11 protein-coding genes are annotated in these 12,507 nt (G+C 67.6%); 6 read left to right on the top strand and 5 right to left on the bottom strand.

Annotation, left to right across the window (positions count from 1 at the left end):
* Positions 1 to 81 precede the first annotated feature (81 nt).
* The 4 genes from folE to argE all read left to right on the top strand — a co-directional run bounded on the left by folE (position 82) and on the right by argE (position 5,112).
* Positions 82 to 717 (top strand): GTP cyclohydrolase I FolE, encoded by a 636-nt coding sequence (folE, locus tag KAJ83_RS18035; RefSeq protein WP_210683516.1) that lies wholly within the window; start codon positions 82 to 84, stop codon positions 715 to 717.
* A 107-nt stretch (positions 718 to 824) separates the two neighbouring features.
* Positions 825 to 2,318 carry a TrkH family potassium uptake protein gene (locus tag KAJ83_RS18030; protein WP_246484869.1) on the top strand — a complete coding sequence of 498 codons (1,494 nt, stop codon included), beginning with the start codon at positions 825 to 827 and terminating at the stop codon, positions 2,316 to 2,318.
* 102 nt (positions 2,319 to 2,420) lie between these two features.
* Positions 2,421 to 3,881 carry a TrkH family potassium uptake protein gene (locus KAJ83_RS18025; RefSeq protein ID WP_246484867.1) on the top strand — a complete coding sequence of 487 codons (1,461 nt, stop codon included), beginning with the start codon at positions 2,421 to 2,423 and terminating at the stop codon, positions 3,879 to 3,881.
* A 64-nt stretch (positions 3,882 to 3,945) separates the two neighbouring features.
* On the top strand, positions 3,946 to 5,112 hold the full coding sequence (gene argE, locus KAJ83_RS18020; protein ID WP_210683515.1) for an acetylornithine deacetylase: 1,167 nt from the start codon (positions 3,946 to 3,948) through the stop codon (positions 5,110 to 5,112).
* 36 nt (positions 5,113 to 5,148) lie between these two features.
* Here argE and KAJ83_RS18015 read toward each other — a convergent pair whose 3' ends face one another.
* The gene (locus KAJ83_RS18015; protein ID WP_210683514.1) at positions 5,149 to 6,729 is read right to left on the bottom strand and encodes an alpha/beta hydrolase; all 1,581 of its coding nucleotides are present in this window, start codon (positions 6,727 to 6,729) and stop codon (positions 5,149 to 5,151) included.
* Between the two features lie 9 nt (positions 6,730 to 6,738).
* On the bottom strand, positions 6,739 to 8,559 hold the full coding sequence (locus tag KAJ83_RS18010) for an ABC transporter transmembrane domain-containing protein (RefSeq protein WP_210683513.1): 1,821 nt from the start codon (positions 8,557 to 8,559) through the stop codon (positions 6,739 to 6,741).
* A 185-nt stretch (positions 8,560 to 8,744) separates the two neighbouring features.
* Between KAJ83_RS18010 and gluQRS the strand changes: the two genes are divergently transcribed.
* The gene (gene gluQRS, locus KAJ83_RS18005; protein ID WP_210683512.1) at positions 8,745 to 9,611 is read left to right on the top strand and encodes a tRNA glutamyl-Q(34) synthetase GluQRS; all 867 of its coding nucleotides are present in this window, start codon (positions 8,745 to 8,747) and stop codon (positions 9,609 to 9,611) included.
* On the opposite strand, the gene KAJ83_RS18000 is transcribed toward gluQRS, so the two are convergent.
* From KAJ83_RS18000 to KAJ83_RS17990, 3 genes are all read right to left on the bottom strand, one after another.
* Positions 9,603 to 10,457 (bottom strand): NUDIX hydrolase, encoded by an 855-nt coding sequence (locus KAJ83_RS18000; RefSeq protein WP_210683511.1) that lies wholly within the window; start codon positions 10,455 to 10,457, stop codon positions 9,603 to 9,605. The genes gluQRS and KAJ83_RS18000 overlap by 9 nt on opposite strands.
* 125 nt (positions 10,458 to 10,582) lie before the next feature.
* Positions 10,583 to 10,915: a hypothetical protein gene (locus KAJ83_RS17995; protein WP_210683510.1), complete on the bottom strand. Its 333-nt coding sequence runs from the start codon at positions 10,913 to 10,915 to the stop codon at positions 10,583 to 10,585.
* Between the two features lie 152 nt (positions 10,916 to 11,067).
* Positions 11,068 to 12,009 carry an AEC family transporter gene (locus KAJ83_RS17990; RefSeq protein ID WP_210683509.1) on the bottom strand — a complete coding sequence of 314 codons (942 nt, stop codon included), beginning with the start codon at positions 12,007 to 12,009 and terminating at the stop codon, positions 11,068 to 11,070.
* A gap of 126 nt (positions 12,010 to 12,135) precedes the next feature.
* On the opposite strand from KAJ83_RS17990, the gene KAJ83_RS17985 reads away from it, so the two are divergent.
* A complete protein-coding gene (locus KAJ83_RS17985) occupies positions 12,136 to 12,426 on the top strand; it encodes a hypothetical protein (protein WP_210683508.1) in 291 nt (96 codons plus the stop codon).
* Positions 12,427 to 12,507: the final 81 nt, after the last annotated feature.

Genomic DNA, 12,507 nt, shown 5'->3' with positions numbered 1-12,507 from the left:
CGCCGATGGTCGATGACCCGAAGGAAGGCCGGTGTGGCGACATCCCCTCACCCCGCGCCGAAACAGCGAGAAGGACAGCCCATGACTGCCATCAAACCGGTCCGCCGCGAGCAGGATGCGCGAGGGGAAACCCCGCGCCCCACGCGGGAGGCGGCCGAGGAGGCGGTCCGCACGCTGCTGCGATGGGCCGGCGACGATCCGTGCCGGGAAGGTCTGCTGGACACACCGAACCGCGTCGTCCGCGCCTACGAGGAATTCTTCGCGGGCTATGACGAGGACCCGGCGGAAATGCTCTCGCGCACCTTCGAGGAAACAGACGGCTATGACGAGATGGTGCTGCTGCGCGATGTCCGGTTCGAATCCCATTGCGAGCATCATATGGTCCCGATCATCGGCACCGCGCATGTCGCCTACCTGCCGGGAACGCGCGTGGTCGGTATCTCCAAGTTGGCCCGCGTGGTGGAACTCTATGCCAAGCGCCTGCAGATCCAGGAGCGCATGACGGCCCAGATCGCCGAGGCGATCGAATCCGTGCTGAAGCCCCGCGGCGTCGCGGTTATCCTCTCCGCCCAACATCAATGCATGACGACGCGCGGGATCAAGAAACAGGGTGTCTCGATGATCACGACCCGCATGCTGGGGGCGTTCCGGACCGATCGCGCGCTGCGCGGCGAGTTCCTGAGCCTCGCCGGACAGAGCGGCGACACCGCGGGCTAAGCGCCCTACCCCGGAGTTTCCATTCCGGTGTCTCCATTCCGGAGTCCCCATTCCGGAAAGCATCGCCCGCGCGGACCGGCCGCTTGCGATCGCCGGACAACCGTGTCTTGGATAGCGAACGCTTCCATTCCGCATTCGAGACCGCCGCCATGCCGGATATCCGCCCGGTCCTCTTCATCCTGGGTTTCCTGCTCCTCGCCCTCGGGCTCGTCATGTTGCCCTCGGCGGCAGTCGACGGGTGGCATGGACGGCCCGACGCGCAGGTCTTCCTCGCCTCTTCCGCGCTGACCTGCTTCGCCGGCGGGTTGTGTATCGCGACCACGCGACAGAACCGGATCAAGCTGCGCCTGCGGGAGGCCTTCCTGCTGACCAACGCCGCCTGGATGGTCCTGCCGCTGTTCGCGGCGATCCCCTTCGTGGTCGGCGCGAACGACATGAACCTCGCCGACAGCGTCTTCGAGGCGATTTCCGGCCTGACCACCACCGGCTCGACGGTGATCAGCGGATTGGCGGAGGCACCGCCGGGCCTGTTGCTCTGGCGCTCGATGCTGCAATGGATCGGCGGTATCGGCATCATCGTCATGGGCATCGCCATCCTTCCCTTCCTGGAGGTCGGCGGCATGCAGCTCTTCCGGCTGGAATCCTCCGACCGGTCCGAGAAGGTGGTACCCCGCGCCCGCTCCCTGATTCTGTCGATCCTCGGGGTCTATCTGCTGCTGACGGTTCTGTGCATCTCGGCCTATGCGCTGCTCGGCATGGGATGGTTCGATGCGGTCAATCACGCGATGACGACCGTCTCGACCGGGGGGTTCTCGACCTATGACAGTTCCTTCGGCCACTTCCGAAGCCCGGCGATCGTCTGGACGGCGGTCCTCTTCATGTTGCTGGGCGCGACGACCTTCCCGCTGCTGATTCAATTGCTGCGCCGCGATCCCGCCCCGTTGTTGAGCGACGCGCAGGTCCGCGCGATGTTGGGGTTGCTCGCGGCGGCGACTGCGGCTTGCGTGCTCTGGCGGCTGGCGCGGGAGCCCGGGCTCGATGTCGCCACCGCGATCACGGATGCCGCCTTCAACCTCACCTCCGTGGTCACCACGACCGGCTTCGCGAACACGGACTATCAGGCCTGGGGCGGGCTGCCGGTGCTGCTGTTCTTTCTGCTGACCTTCGTCGGCGGGTGTAGCGGCTCGACCAGCGGGGGCTTCAAGATGTTCCGGCTGATCGTCCTGGTGCGTACGGGCTGGCTGTCGCTGGCCAAGCTGATCCAGCCGAACGCCGTGCTGTTCGCGCGCTATCAGGGCCAACCGATCAGCGATCAACTAACCGCCGCCGTGCTCGGCTTCGCCGCGCTGTGGGTCGGAAGCTGGCTGTTCATCGCGGTCGCGCTGTCGGCGGCGGGGCTCGATCTCGTCTCCAGCCTGACCGGGGCGGCCACGGCGCTGGCCAATGTCGGGCCGGGCCTGGGCGCGGAAATCGGCCCGGCCGGCAATTTCGCGACCGTGCCGGATGCGGCCAAATGGGTGCTATCCGCCGGCATGCTGCTCGGCCGGTTGGAGATGATGACGCTTCTCGTCCTGTTGCTGCCCAGCTTCTGGCGCGGTTGACGCATCCTCCGCTACGCTCGCCACCGGGCGACAAATCCCTTAAGAAGGCGCGATCGACGACGCCGCGCGGACCATGGGCCGGGCGCGGCACGAAGCGAGGCGATGAGCGTATCCGTGCTGGATTTTCGACCCATCCTGTTCGTGAACGGCATGTTGCTGGCGACGCTCGCGCTGGCGATGCTGGTGCCCGCGGTCATCGACCTGGCGGTCGGCAATCCCGATTGGGAAGTCTTCGCGATGGCCAGCGCCTTCACGCTGTTCGTCGGCGTCATGCTGGTGCTGACCAACCGGGTGCGCTTCGGCTCGCTGACCATTCGGCAGGCCTTTCTGATGACCGCCTCGGCCTGGGTGGTGCTGCCTGCCTTCGCGGCGCTGCCGCTGCATTTCGCCGATCTCCAGCTTTCCTACACGGACGCCTTCTTCGAGGCGATGTCGGGGATAACCACGACGGGCTCGACGGTGCTGGTGGGTTTGGATTTCGCGCCGCCCGGTATCCTGCTTTGGCGCTCGCTGCTGCAATGGCTGGGCGGGGTCGGCATCATCGTGATGGCGGTCTCCATCCTGCCGATGCTGCAGGTCGGCGGCATGCAGCTCTTCCGCATGGAGTTCGCCGAGCGGGTGGAGAAGGCCCTGCCGCGCGCCGCCCAGATCGGCGCCTGGATCGCGATCATCTATCTCGGCCTGACATTGATCTGCGCGGGCCTATACCGCATGGCCGACATGCCGACCTTCGAGGCGATCAATCATGCGATGACGACGGTCGCGACGGGCGGGTATTCGACCCACGACCGTTCGGTCGGGGTGTTCGAATCCGCCTGGGTCGACGTCGTCGCGACGGTCTTCATGATCCTGGGCTCATTGCCGTTCCTGCTTTATCTCCAGGCGCTGCGGGCGCACCCGATGGCCCTGGTGACGGACAGCCAGGTCCGTTGGTTCTTCGGCTTCCTGGGCGTCGCGGTGGCGGCGACGGTGGGGTATCTCCATCTCGGCCTGGAGCGTCCGTTCCTGGATTCGATCCGGGTCGCCGCCTTCAACATCACCTCGATCATGACCGGAACCGGCTACGCGACGGAGGATTTCGGGCAATGGGGCGCCTTCGCCCCGCCGCTCTTCTTCCTGCTGATGTTCATCGGCGGCTGCGCGGGCTCGACCACCTGCGGGATCAAGGTCTTCCGGTTCCAGGTACTTTACGCCACCGCGCGGGTGCAGATGAAACGCCTGCTGCAGCCGAACGGCGTCTTCATCGCCTATTACAACAGGAAGCCGATCCCCGACACGGTCGAGGCGTCGGTGATGAGCTTCTTCTTCCTGTTCATCATGCTCTTCGCCCTGATCGCCATCGGGCTCGGCATGCTGGGCCTCGACTTCATCACGGCGACCAGCGGCGCGGCCACCGCCATCGCCAATGTCGGGCCGGGCCTGGGGCCCGTCATCGGGCCGGCCGGCAATTTCGCCACCTTGCCGGATGCGGCGAAATGGCTCCTGTCCCTTGCCATGTTGCTCGGTCGGCTGGAAATATTCACCGTGCTGGTGCTGTTCGCGCCCGGCTTCTGGCGACAGTGAGACGATCCGCGCGAACGGCCTTCCGGCCATCACCCGTCAACCCGCTTCGAAGAGGATGAGAGACATGACCGATCCGGTCGAGATGCTGGCGACGCTCGTGGGGTTCGACACGACCTCGTCGAAATCGAACCTGGATCTGATCCATTTCGTGAGCGACCGGTTGGCCGAGGCGGGGGTGGAAGCGACGGTCCTGCCGAACGCCGACGGCAGCAAGGCGAACCTCTTCGCGACCATCGGGCCGAAGCAGCCGGGCGGTATCTGCCTGTCCGGCCATACCGACGTGGTACCGGTCGCGGGCCAGCCCTGGGACACGGACCCGTTCCTGTTGACGGACAAGGACGACGGCCGTCTCTATGGGCGCGGGACCTGCGACATGAAGGCCTTTCCCGCGACGGCGCTGGCGCTGCTGCCGGAGATGCTGGCCAAGCCGCTGGCCCGGCCGATCCATTTCGCCTTCTCCTATGACGAGGAGGTCGGCTGCCGAGGCGCGCCGGAGATGATCGCCGAGATCGGCGAGAGCCTGCCCAAACCCTCCGTCGTCATCATCGGCGAGCCGACGGACATGAAGGTCGTCTCCGCCCATAAGGGCATGTGGTTCTTCCGCACCACCGTGACCGGCAAGGAGGCGCATTCCAGCCAGATGCAATCCGGCGTCTCGGCGGTGATGGTGGCCTCCCGTCTCGTCGCGAAGCTGGACGAGATGGTGAAGGAACGCGCCGCCAAGGGCGATTTCGAGAACGGCCCCGGCAAGGGCTTCACCCCGCCCTACACGACCATTCATGTCGGCCAGATCACCGGTGGCACGGCACCCAACATCATGGCCCGCCACGCGGAGTTCACCTGCGACGTGCGCAACCTGCCGGAGGATTTCCCGGAGGATATCCAGAAGGAGTTCGAGGACTGGTACACGGCCGAGATCCTGCCGGAGATGCATGCGATCGACCCCGCCACCGGCATCGAGACGGTGACCGAGAACGTGGTGAAGGGACTGAGCGAGGACCGGGAGAGCGAGGCCGAGACCTTCGTGCGCCAGATCACCGGCGACAACGACACGCACTATGTCTCCTACGGGACCGAGGCCGGGCAATTCCAGCAGGCCGGCATGGCCGCCGTCGTCTGCGGCCCGGGATCGATCGCCCAGGCGCACCAGCCGAACGAGTTCATCGAGAAGAGCCAGATCGCGGAATGCGAGGCCTTCCTGCGCAAGGTGATCGCGCGCTGCCGGGCATGACGCTTCTCGCCCGGTCATGCCTTACCCGGTCATGCCTTACCCGGTGATGATTGGGAACAGCGTGCCCAGAACCCAGCCCGACAGCACCCCGCCGGCCAGTCCCGCCGGAATCGGATGGTGCGTGCGCAGATAGCACCAGCGACTGACGAGCCCCAACAGCATGAAGAGCGCGAGCAACGCCGGGAACAGGACCGCGAGTTGCGCGCGTTCCCCCGGCGCGAGCGCGATCGCCACGGCGAGCGAGACCAGGAACAGCAGCTTCGAGAACCAATAGAGCCCGCGCGGCGCGTCCCCGCCGCGCGTCAACCACTCGTCCGCCGCCCCATGGACGAGCGTTCCCGTCACCAGGGCCAGGATCAGCGGCACCCGCGCCTCCCCCGGCAGCAGATTCGTGACCAGCCTGTCCACCGGCAGCACGACCGCCAGGAACAGATAGAGCAGCACGGCCAGCGCGACCGCGAGAAGTTGCAGGCTGGGAATCGGCCGGACCGGCCGGGGTTCCGCGCGGCGGCGGCGCAGCCAATAGAGCGCGCCCGCGATGAAAAGCCCATAGACCAGGAAATGAAGCGCCAGATAATCACCGAGCCGCAGCGTCATGAAATCCGTCGGCAGGACGGCGAGCAGCGGCGGCGTCGCCACCGCCGGGACCAAACCGGCACCCGCGAACTGCCGCCAGGACAGATTGGCGCCCAGCCGCTCCCCGCCGAGCGCGGGCAGACGGCTCGCCAGCGGCCGGGCCAGCAGGACGAGCCCGGCCAGAAGCAACGCGATCCAGGGGCCGCGCCGCACGGTCTCCACTTGGCCGTCATCGCCCGTCGCATCCGTCCGGGCGAAGGCGGCGTCGAGCCACCGGGCCACCTCCTCCATCGTCGCGCGGGCGAAGAGGACACCGACATGCTCCACCCCGTCGACGACCGCGGCACGGCGCCCCGTGCCGGCGGCGACATCGCCATAGGTGCGCCCGGTCATCAGCATGTCGCCGGGCCCGGTCGGGGGAACCGCCGGGGAGACGGCGCGCAACGCCTCCGCCAGCACGCGCTCCTCCTCCCACGCGCCCATGACGATCAGAAGATTACGCGGTCCACCGGCCTTCCCGTCCCCATTCCCATCCACGCCCGCCGGCACCGTCGAAAGGGCGACCGTCGCCGCCACCCGCCCGGGATGCGCCCGCGCATAGCGCGTCACCAGATCGGCGGCCATGGCATGACCGACGAGCGCGATCGGCCCTCCCTCCCCCATCCGCGACGCGCGGGCCGCGATTTGGTCGAGTTGATCGAGCAGCACCCGCCCCGACATATCCGCATCCCGGATATCGCCGCCGAACACGGCCGGGTGACGCCCGTGCCCCGGAAAATCGTAGGTAATGGCGGTATAGCCGTTGCGCGCCAGCGTCAGGGCCAGGCTTCGCATCATCTGTTGCGAGCCCCCGAAACCGTGCGCAAGCACGACCGGCGGCCCCGCGCGCCCCTCGGAAGGGCGATAGAGCGTCGCGGGCGTATCGTCGATGACGAGCGCTTCGCTCTCCACCCCGATCCAATCCGCGGATAGCCGCGTCAGCGCGAAGGCGATCGCCAGGACCGCGATCACGGCCATCACGCCGTTGAGCCGCGGCTCCATACCCGTCCCCTATTCCGCCGCCGCGACCCCGGCGGCGCCGGGCTCGGAGAATTGCAGCGTGGCGAGGCGATTGTAGAGCGGGCTGCTCTCCATCAGGTCGGCATGGGTCCCGGTGGCGACGATGCGGCCGCGATCCATCACGGCGATCCGGTCGGCATTGACCACGGTCGCCAGCCGATGGGCGATGATCAGCGTCGTGCGCCCGCGCATCAGCCGCTTCAACGCCTCCTGCACCAGCCGTTCGCTTTCGGCGTCGAGGGCGCTCGTCGCCTCGTCCAGCAACAGGACCGCCGGGTCGCGCAGCAACGCCCGGGCGATCGCGATGCGCTGGCGCTGTCCGCCGGAAAGGCGGGCGCCCTTCTCGCCGAGGAAGCTGTCATAGCCATCCGGCAGGGCACGCAGAAATTCATCGGCGGCCGCGTCGCGGGCGGCGCGGATGACCGCGTCATCCGGCGCGTCGGGCGCGCCATAGCGGATATTCTCGAACCCGGTGGCGGAGAAGATGACCGGGTCCTGGGACACGATCGCCATGCGGCGGCGCAAGTCCCCCGGATCGCAGCGGGTGAGATCGACCCCGTCCAGCAGGACGCGCCCCCGATCCGGATCGTAGAAACGCATCAGGAGCTGGAACATCGTGCTCTTCCCCGCGCCGGACGGCCCGACGAGGGCGACCGTCTCCCCCGGCGCGATGGCAAGGTCGACCGCGTCCAGCGCCGCCATATCCGGCCGGGAAGGATAGGTGAAGCCCACCCCCTCGAAGGCGACGCGGCCTTCCGGCGGGTCGGGCAGCGCGGCGGGCGCCGCCGGCGGCTTGATCGCGGGTTCGGCCTCCAGCAGTTCGATCAGCCGTTCGGTGGCGCCGGCCGCGCGCTGCAATTCCCCGAAGATCTCCGACAGAACCCCGACCGCGAAGGCGACGATCGTGGCATAGAAGACGAAGGCCGCCAGTTCACCGCCCGTGATCCGCCCGGCCATCACATCATGCCCGCCGACCCACAGGATCACCGCGACCGCCAGGAAAACCAGAAGGATGACGACGGAGGCGAGCGCGCCGCGCAGATGGATGCGCTGGATCGCGGTATCGAAGGCGCCGCGCACCTCCTGTCCGAAGCGCCGCGCATCCTCCGCTTCGTGCGTGAAGGCCTGGAGGGTGCGGATCGCGTTGAAGCTTTCCTCCGCGAAGGCGCCGACATCGGCGACGCGGTCCTGGCTGGCGCGGGAAAGACTCCGTACCCGCCGGCCGATCATCAGGATCGGCACCACGACAAGCGGCACCACGCACAGCGCCAGCGCCGTCAATTTCGCGTTGGTGACGAACAACATGACGATTCCCCCCAGCAGGATCAGCATGTTGCGAAGCGCCATGGAGGCGGTGGAGCCGACGATCGACTGCAACAGGGTCGTATCGGTCGTCAGGCGCGAGAGAATCTCGCCCGTCTTGGTCACCTCGAAGAAACCGGGGTCGAGGGTCAGCACCCGCCGGAAGACCGCGTTGCGCAGATCGGCCACCACCCGTTCGCCCAGCCAGGAGACCATCGTGAAGCGCGCATAGGTGCCGATCGACATTACGATCGACAATCCGACCAGCACCGCCAGCGCCCGGTCGAGGGCGCCCGGCTCCCCTTCCGCGAAGCCGCTATCGATCAGCGCGCGCAGCCCCTGCCCCAACCCCAGGACACAGCCCGCCGTCACGACCAGGGCGATACCCGCCAGCACCGCGCGCGGCCAATAGGGTCGGAGGAAGGCACCCGCGCGCTTCAGCGCGGCCAAATCCCGCCCCTTCGGCCGGTCCGGGCCGGGATTGGAGAAACGTCCACCGCCGCGTGCCAAGAAATGTCCTTTCCCGCCGAACCGGCGGTTTCACCCTCGTCCTGGGACAAGAGTGGCGCGTCGGCGCGCGGCCCGCAATGATCGTCTTGGCCCCGGCTGGCCCAACCGCCCGGATTGCGCTAGGCAGGGTGGGAGAAACGGCCGCCGCCCCCGCGACGGGGGCGAGGAAGGGATGATTTTCCCCGATGTTATCCGAGCGCACCGTCACCCGATTCGCGCCGAGCCCGACCGGCCCCCTGCATCTGGGCCATGCCTATTCGGCGCTGTTCGCGGCGCGCGCGGCGGCGGAAGCCGACGGCACCTTCCTGCTGCGGATCGAGGATATCGACCGCGGTCGCGCCCGACCCGAGTTCGAGCAGGCGATCCTTGAGGACCTCTCCTGGCTCGGCCTTTCCTGGCCGGAGCCGGTGCGCCGCCAATCGGACCATTTCGACCTCTATCGCGATTTCCTGCACATGTTGGAGGAAGGCGGCCTCACCTATCCCTGCTTCTGCACGCGCAAGGAAATCCAGGCGGAAATCGCCGGCGCCGGCCATGCGCCCCACGGGCCCGACGGCCCGCTCTATCCCGGGACCTGCAAGCATCTGAGCGCGCGGGACGCGGCCGCGCGCCGGGGGGCCGGGGCCCCCTTCGCCATCCGTCTTCACATGGACAAGGCCACACGGATGACGGGGCCGCTCCACTTCACCGACGCACGCTTCGGCACCGTCGCGGTCGAGCCGGAGAGTTGCGGCGACATCGTGCTGGCGCGCAAGGACGTGCCGACCAGCTATCACCTCGCCGTCACGGTCGACGATGCGCTGCAAGGCGTCAGCCTGGTAACGCGGGGGGAGGACCTGCTGCATGCGACGCACATCCACCGCATTCTGCAAACCCTGCTGGGCCTGCCGGAACCGGCCTATCACCATCACCCGCTGCTCAAGGACACGGACGGGCAGCGCCTGGCCAAGCGCGCGGACAGCGCGAGCCTAAGATCGATGCGCGATGCCGGTACCCGGCCGGAGGAAGTGATCGCGCGGATCGAGGCAATGGCGCATACGGCCTCAGCCTGAGCGCAAGCCCCGGCAGATTTCCGCGTAATCCGACTCGTCGTCCGGCGCGACCAGCCCGTGACGGATGAAGAAATCGATCAGGACGAGCGCGCAGTTGAACTTGAAACGGTCGCTTTCCCGCACCATCGCCATCACTTCCTCCGCCGGCAGACGGAAGAAGGCATGGACCTCGCCATCGGTGTTCTCCGGCGTGAAATCGTCCGGCAGTTCCAGGTCGAAGCAGAACATCTCGTCCGGCTTCAACCCGGCGGCCAGCGCGTGGCGATAGCCGATGGTGCCGACGGGCCGCGCCGCGCGGGCCAGTGTTTCGGGGATCGCCGCTTCCTCCGCGCATTCCTTGACGAGATTGTCGAACAGGCCGAGCGTCGCCGGCTGGCCGCCCGCGACCATGTTGTCCAGTTCGCCCGGATAGGTCGGCTTGTCATGCGCGCGCTCCGCGATCCAGAGGTCGAGGCCGCCGTCCGGCCGGCGGACATAACCCGTCATATGCACGCCCCAGCTTCGGATGCCGAGGAAGGGGGCGGCCGCGCGCTCCACCACCATCAGGGCCGGGGCGCCATAGCGTGTCGCCACGCGATAGGGCTCCTCCCGCCAGCCGGCGATATGTCCTTGGGCCGCCAATTCGCGAAGCGCGCGGTCGACGGCCTCCGTCGCCTCCGCCCCGGAGGCGAGGGCGGGGGCCAGCGTCAGCCCCGCCTCCGTCACCTGAAAGGCCCCCGCATGCTGGGTGAGAAGCCCGGCCCGCTCCCGCCGAACCCAGCCGATCCGCGTGCCGAAACCATGAAGCGGCGCGAAATCGGACATATCCGCGTTATTGCAGGCGGCGATGCGGTCGAGGAAGCTCATGCGGCAGGCGGCCTCTCGGGGTCGAGCGGGGCGGACGGGGCAGGGCGGGCGACCTATCCCTTAAAGCAGAAGCCCGCATCGGCCGAAAGCCCCGTCGGCCGAAAGCCCCGTCTGCCAGGCCGCCCTTACGCCGCGACGCCGATCGGCCGGGCCGTGGCCTTGGCGCCGACCAGGACCGCGCGCACACCGACGATGGCGCGCAGGGTTTCGCCGATGATGGTGGCCTGATCCCCATCCAGGCCCGTCACCTGAAGGTCGAGATCCATGGTCTCGCCGTCGCCGCTCAATTGCGCGTGAACCCGTTCGGGCGTCAGGCCGCGCTTGGCGAACCCTTCGAGCAACCGGCCCAGCATGCCGGGGCCCGCATCGGCGCAGACGGTGAAACAGGCGGTCGCGGAACGGGGGGAGTGATGGTGATGGGTACGGCCGTTAGCGGCCGGGGTGGTGGCTTCGGACATCGGTTCGTCTCCGAAAGGAAGGGAATTGCGCATGCGAAGGAGCCCGGCGCCCCGCAGGGGCCGGGTTCGTAATCGGCGCAATCGCCCGGATGACGAACGGTGTCTGCATCACGGGATAATTGGTAACGCCCGGGTGGGCTCCGTGGCAAGGACTATCCGCGCACCAGGACCAACAGCCCCCAGAGCGTGAAGAGCGAGGCGACCGTCGACATCGACACGGCCGTCGCCGTGATCGCCTGGCCCGTGCCGTATTTCTGCGAGAAGACGAAGGCCATGAGGCCCAGCGGCAACCCAGCGGTGATCGTCGCGATTTCCGCCCAATCGCGCGGCAGGGTGAAGACGTGGAAGGCCAGCACATAGACGAGCGCCGGAAAGATCACGAGCTTGGCGACGCTGACCACCGCGGCCTGCGCCACGCGCCCGCGAATGCCATAGCGCACCACCGAAGCCCCCAGCACGAACAACGCGCAAGGCGGCACCGCCCCCTGCATGACGCGGCATATCTGATCGATCGGGCCGGGTAAGCCGATGCCGGACAGGTTGACGAACAGGCCGATGGCGAGGCCGATGATGATCGGATTGGTGATCAGCGAATGGGCGACCGCCTTGGGCAGGGCCCGCAAGCCGTCGCGCCCCCCCGCCTGATGCTGCGATTCGAGCAGGATCGTCGTCGCCGTGAAATAGATCAGCCCATGGATCGACAGGATCATGAAGAAGGGCAGCGCGCCCGCATCCCCATAGGCGGCCAGCATGATCGGCAACCCCACCATCGCCGTGTTGCCGAAGGAGAAGCCCATGCCGCTCAACGTCTGCCCCATGGGCGGTCGGCCGAAGACGAAGCGCCCGACAAGCATCCCCGCCGCGAACAGCACGACCGCGCCGAGATAGAAGCTGGCGAAGAGGCCATAGGGCGGATGCGCCGGCAAATCCGCCGTGCCGACCGTTCGCACCAGCAGGCAAGGGACGGCGAAGGTGAAGACGAAACGCCCGACGGCGTCGATCCCCGCGTCGTCGATCCATTTCAGCCAGCGCGCGCCCGCGCCGAACAGCACCACGCCGAAGACCGGCAGCATGATCTCGATCAGGATATCCATCGTGTTCCGTGGCGTCCGATTGTTCCAATCATCCTATATCAGGCGAAGCCTTGCCCCGCCCCCGTTCCCATGGCAATCCTTAAGCGCACGACGCCTGGGAAAGACAGTGAGGAGCGTCGGGAGAGGATGTCGGATCTCTGGATCTTCGGGCGTAAGCCCGCCGCGACCATTCGCTATCGCCATGGCGGCTTCAACGCCACCTTCCCCATGAACGGCCACACGGTGATCGAACAGGCGGGGATCGAGCGCGAGCGCGCGGCCCAACGCGCCGCCGTCGAGGCGGCCGAGCGGGAGCGTCCCGCCCGCGCCGAGGGGCGCGACGCCCATAATGTCATCAGCTTCGCGGAACGTTCCCGCCATAAGCGGCACAGCGCGCCGACCCGGCCGGGCAAGCGCCCGGGGCCTTATCGCGACTGACCCTTAGGCGGCGTCTGCATTTAGGGGATTCCCTTCTTTCCCGAATACTGATTCAAGGTCGCAAACAGGAGGCGATCTTGA

Origin of the sequence: Marivibrio halodurans, from assembly GCF_017963645.1 — a bacterium.
In the GTDB taxonomy this organism is placed as follows: Bacteria; Pseudomonadota; Alphaproteobacteria; order UBA8366; family Aestuariispiraceae; genus Marivibrio; species Marivibrio halodurans.
This window is presented reverse-complemented; position numbering and strand designations above follow the sequence as displayed.

What these genes read in the sequence shown, in the direction of transcription:
- folE (WP_210683516.1), top strand. Translation starts at nt 82, where the DNA reads ATGACTGCCATCAAACCGGTCCGCCGCGAGCAGGATGCGCGAGGGGAA.
- KAJ83_RS18025 (WP_246484867.1), top strand. Translation starts at nt 2,421, where the DNA reads ATGAGCGTATCCGTGCTGGATTTTCGACCCATCCTGTTCGTGAACGGC.
- argE (WP_210683515.1), top strand. Translation starts at nt 3,946, where the DNA reads ATGACCGATCCGGTCGAGATGCTGGCGACGCTCGTGGGGTTCGACACG.
- KAJ83_RS18015 (WP_210683514.1), bottom strand. Translation starts at nt 6,729, where the DNA reads ATGGAGCCGCGGCTCAACGGCGTGATGGCCGTGATCGCGGTCCTGGCG.
- gluQRS (WP_210683512.1), top strand. Translation starts at nt 8,745, where the DNA reads ATGTTATCCGAGCGCACCGTCACCCGATTCGCGCCGAGCCCGACCGGC.
- KAJ83_RS18000 (WP_210683511.1), bottom strand. Translation starts at nt 10,457, where the DNA reads ATGAGCTTCCTCGACCGCATCGCCGCCTGCAATAACGCGGATATGTCC.
- KAJ83_RS17995 (WP_210683510.1), bottom strand. Translation starts at nt 10,915, where the DNA reads ATGTCCGAAGCCACCACCCCGGCCGCTAACGGCCGTACCCATCACCAT.
- KAJ83_RS17990 (WP_210683509.1), bottom strand. Translation starts at nt 12,009, where the DNA reads ATGGATATCCTGATCGAGATCATGCTGCCGGTCTTCGGCGTGGTGCTG.
- KAJ83_RS17985 (WP_210683508.1), top strand. Translation starts at nt 12,136, where the DNA reads ATGTCGGATCTCTGGATCTTCGGGCGTAAGCCCGCCGCGACCATTCGC.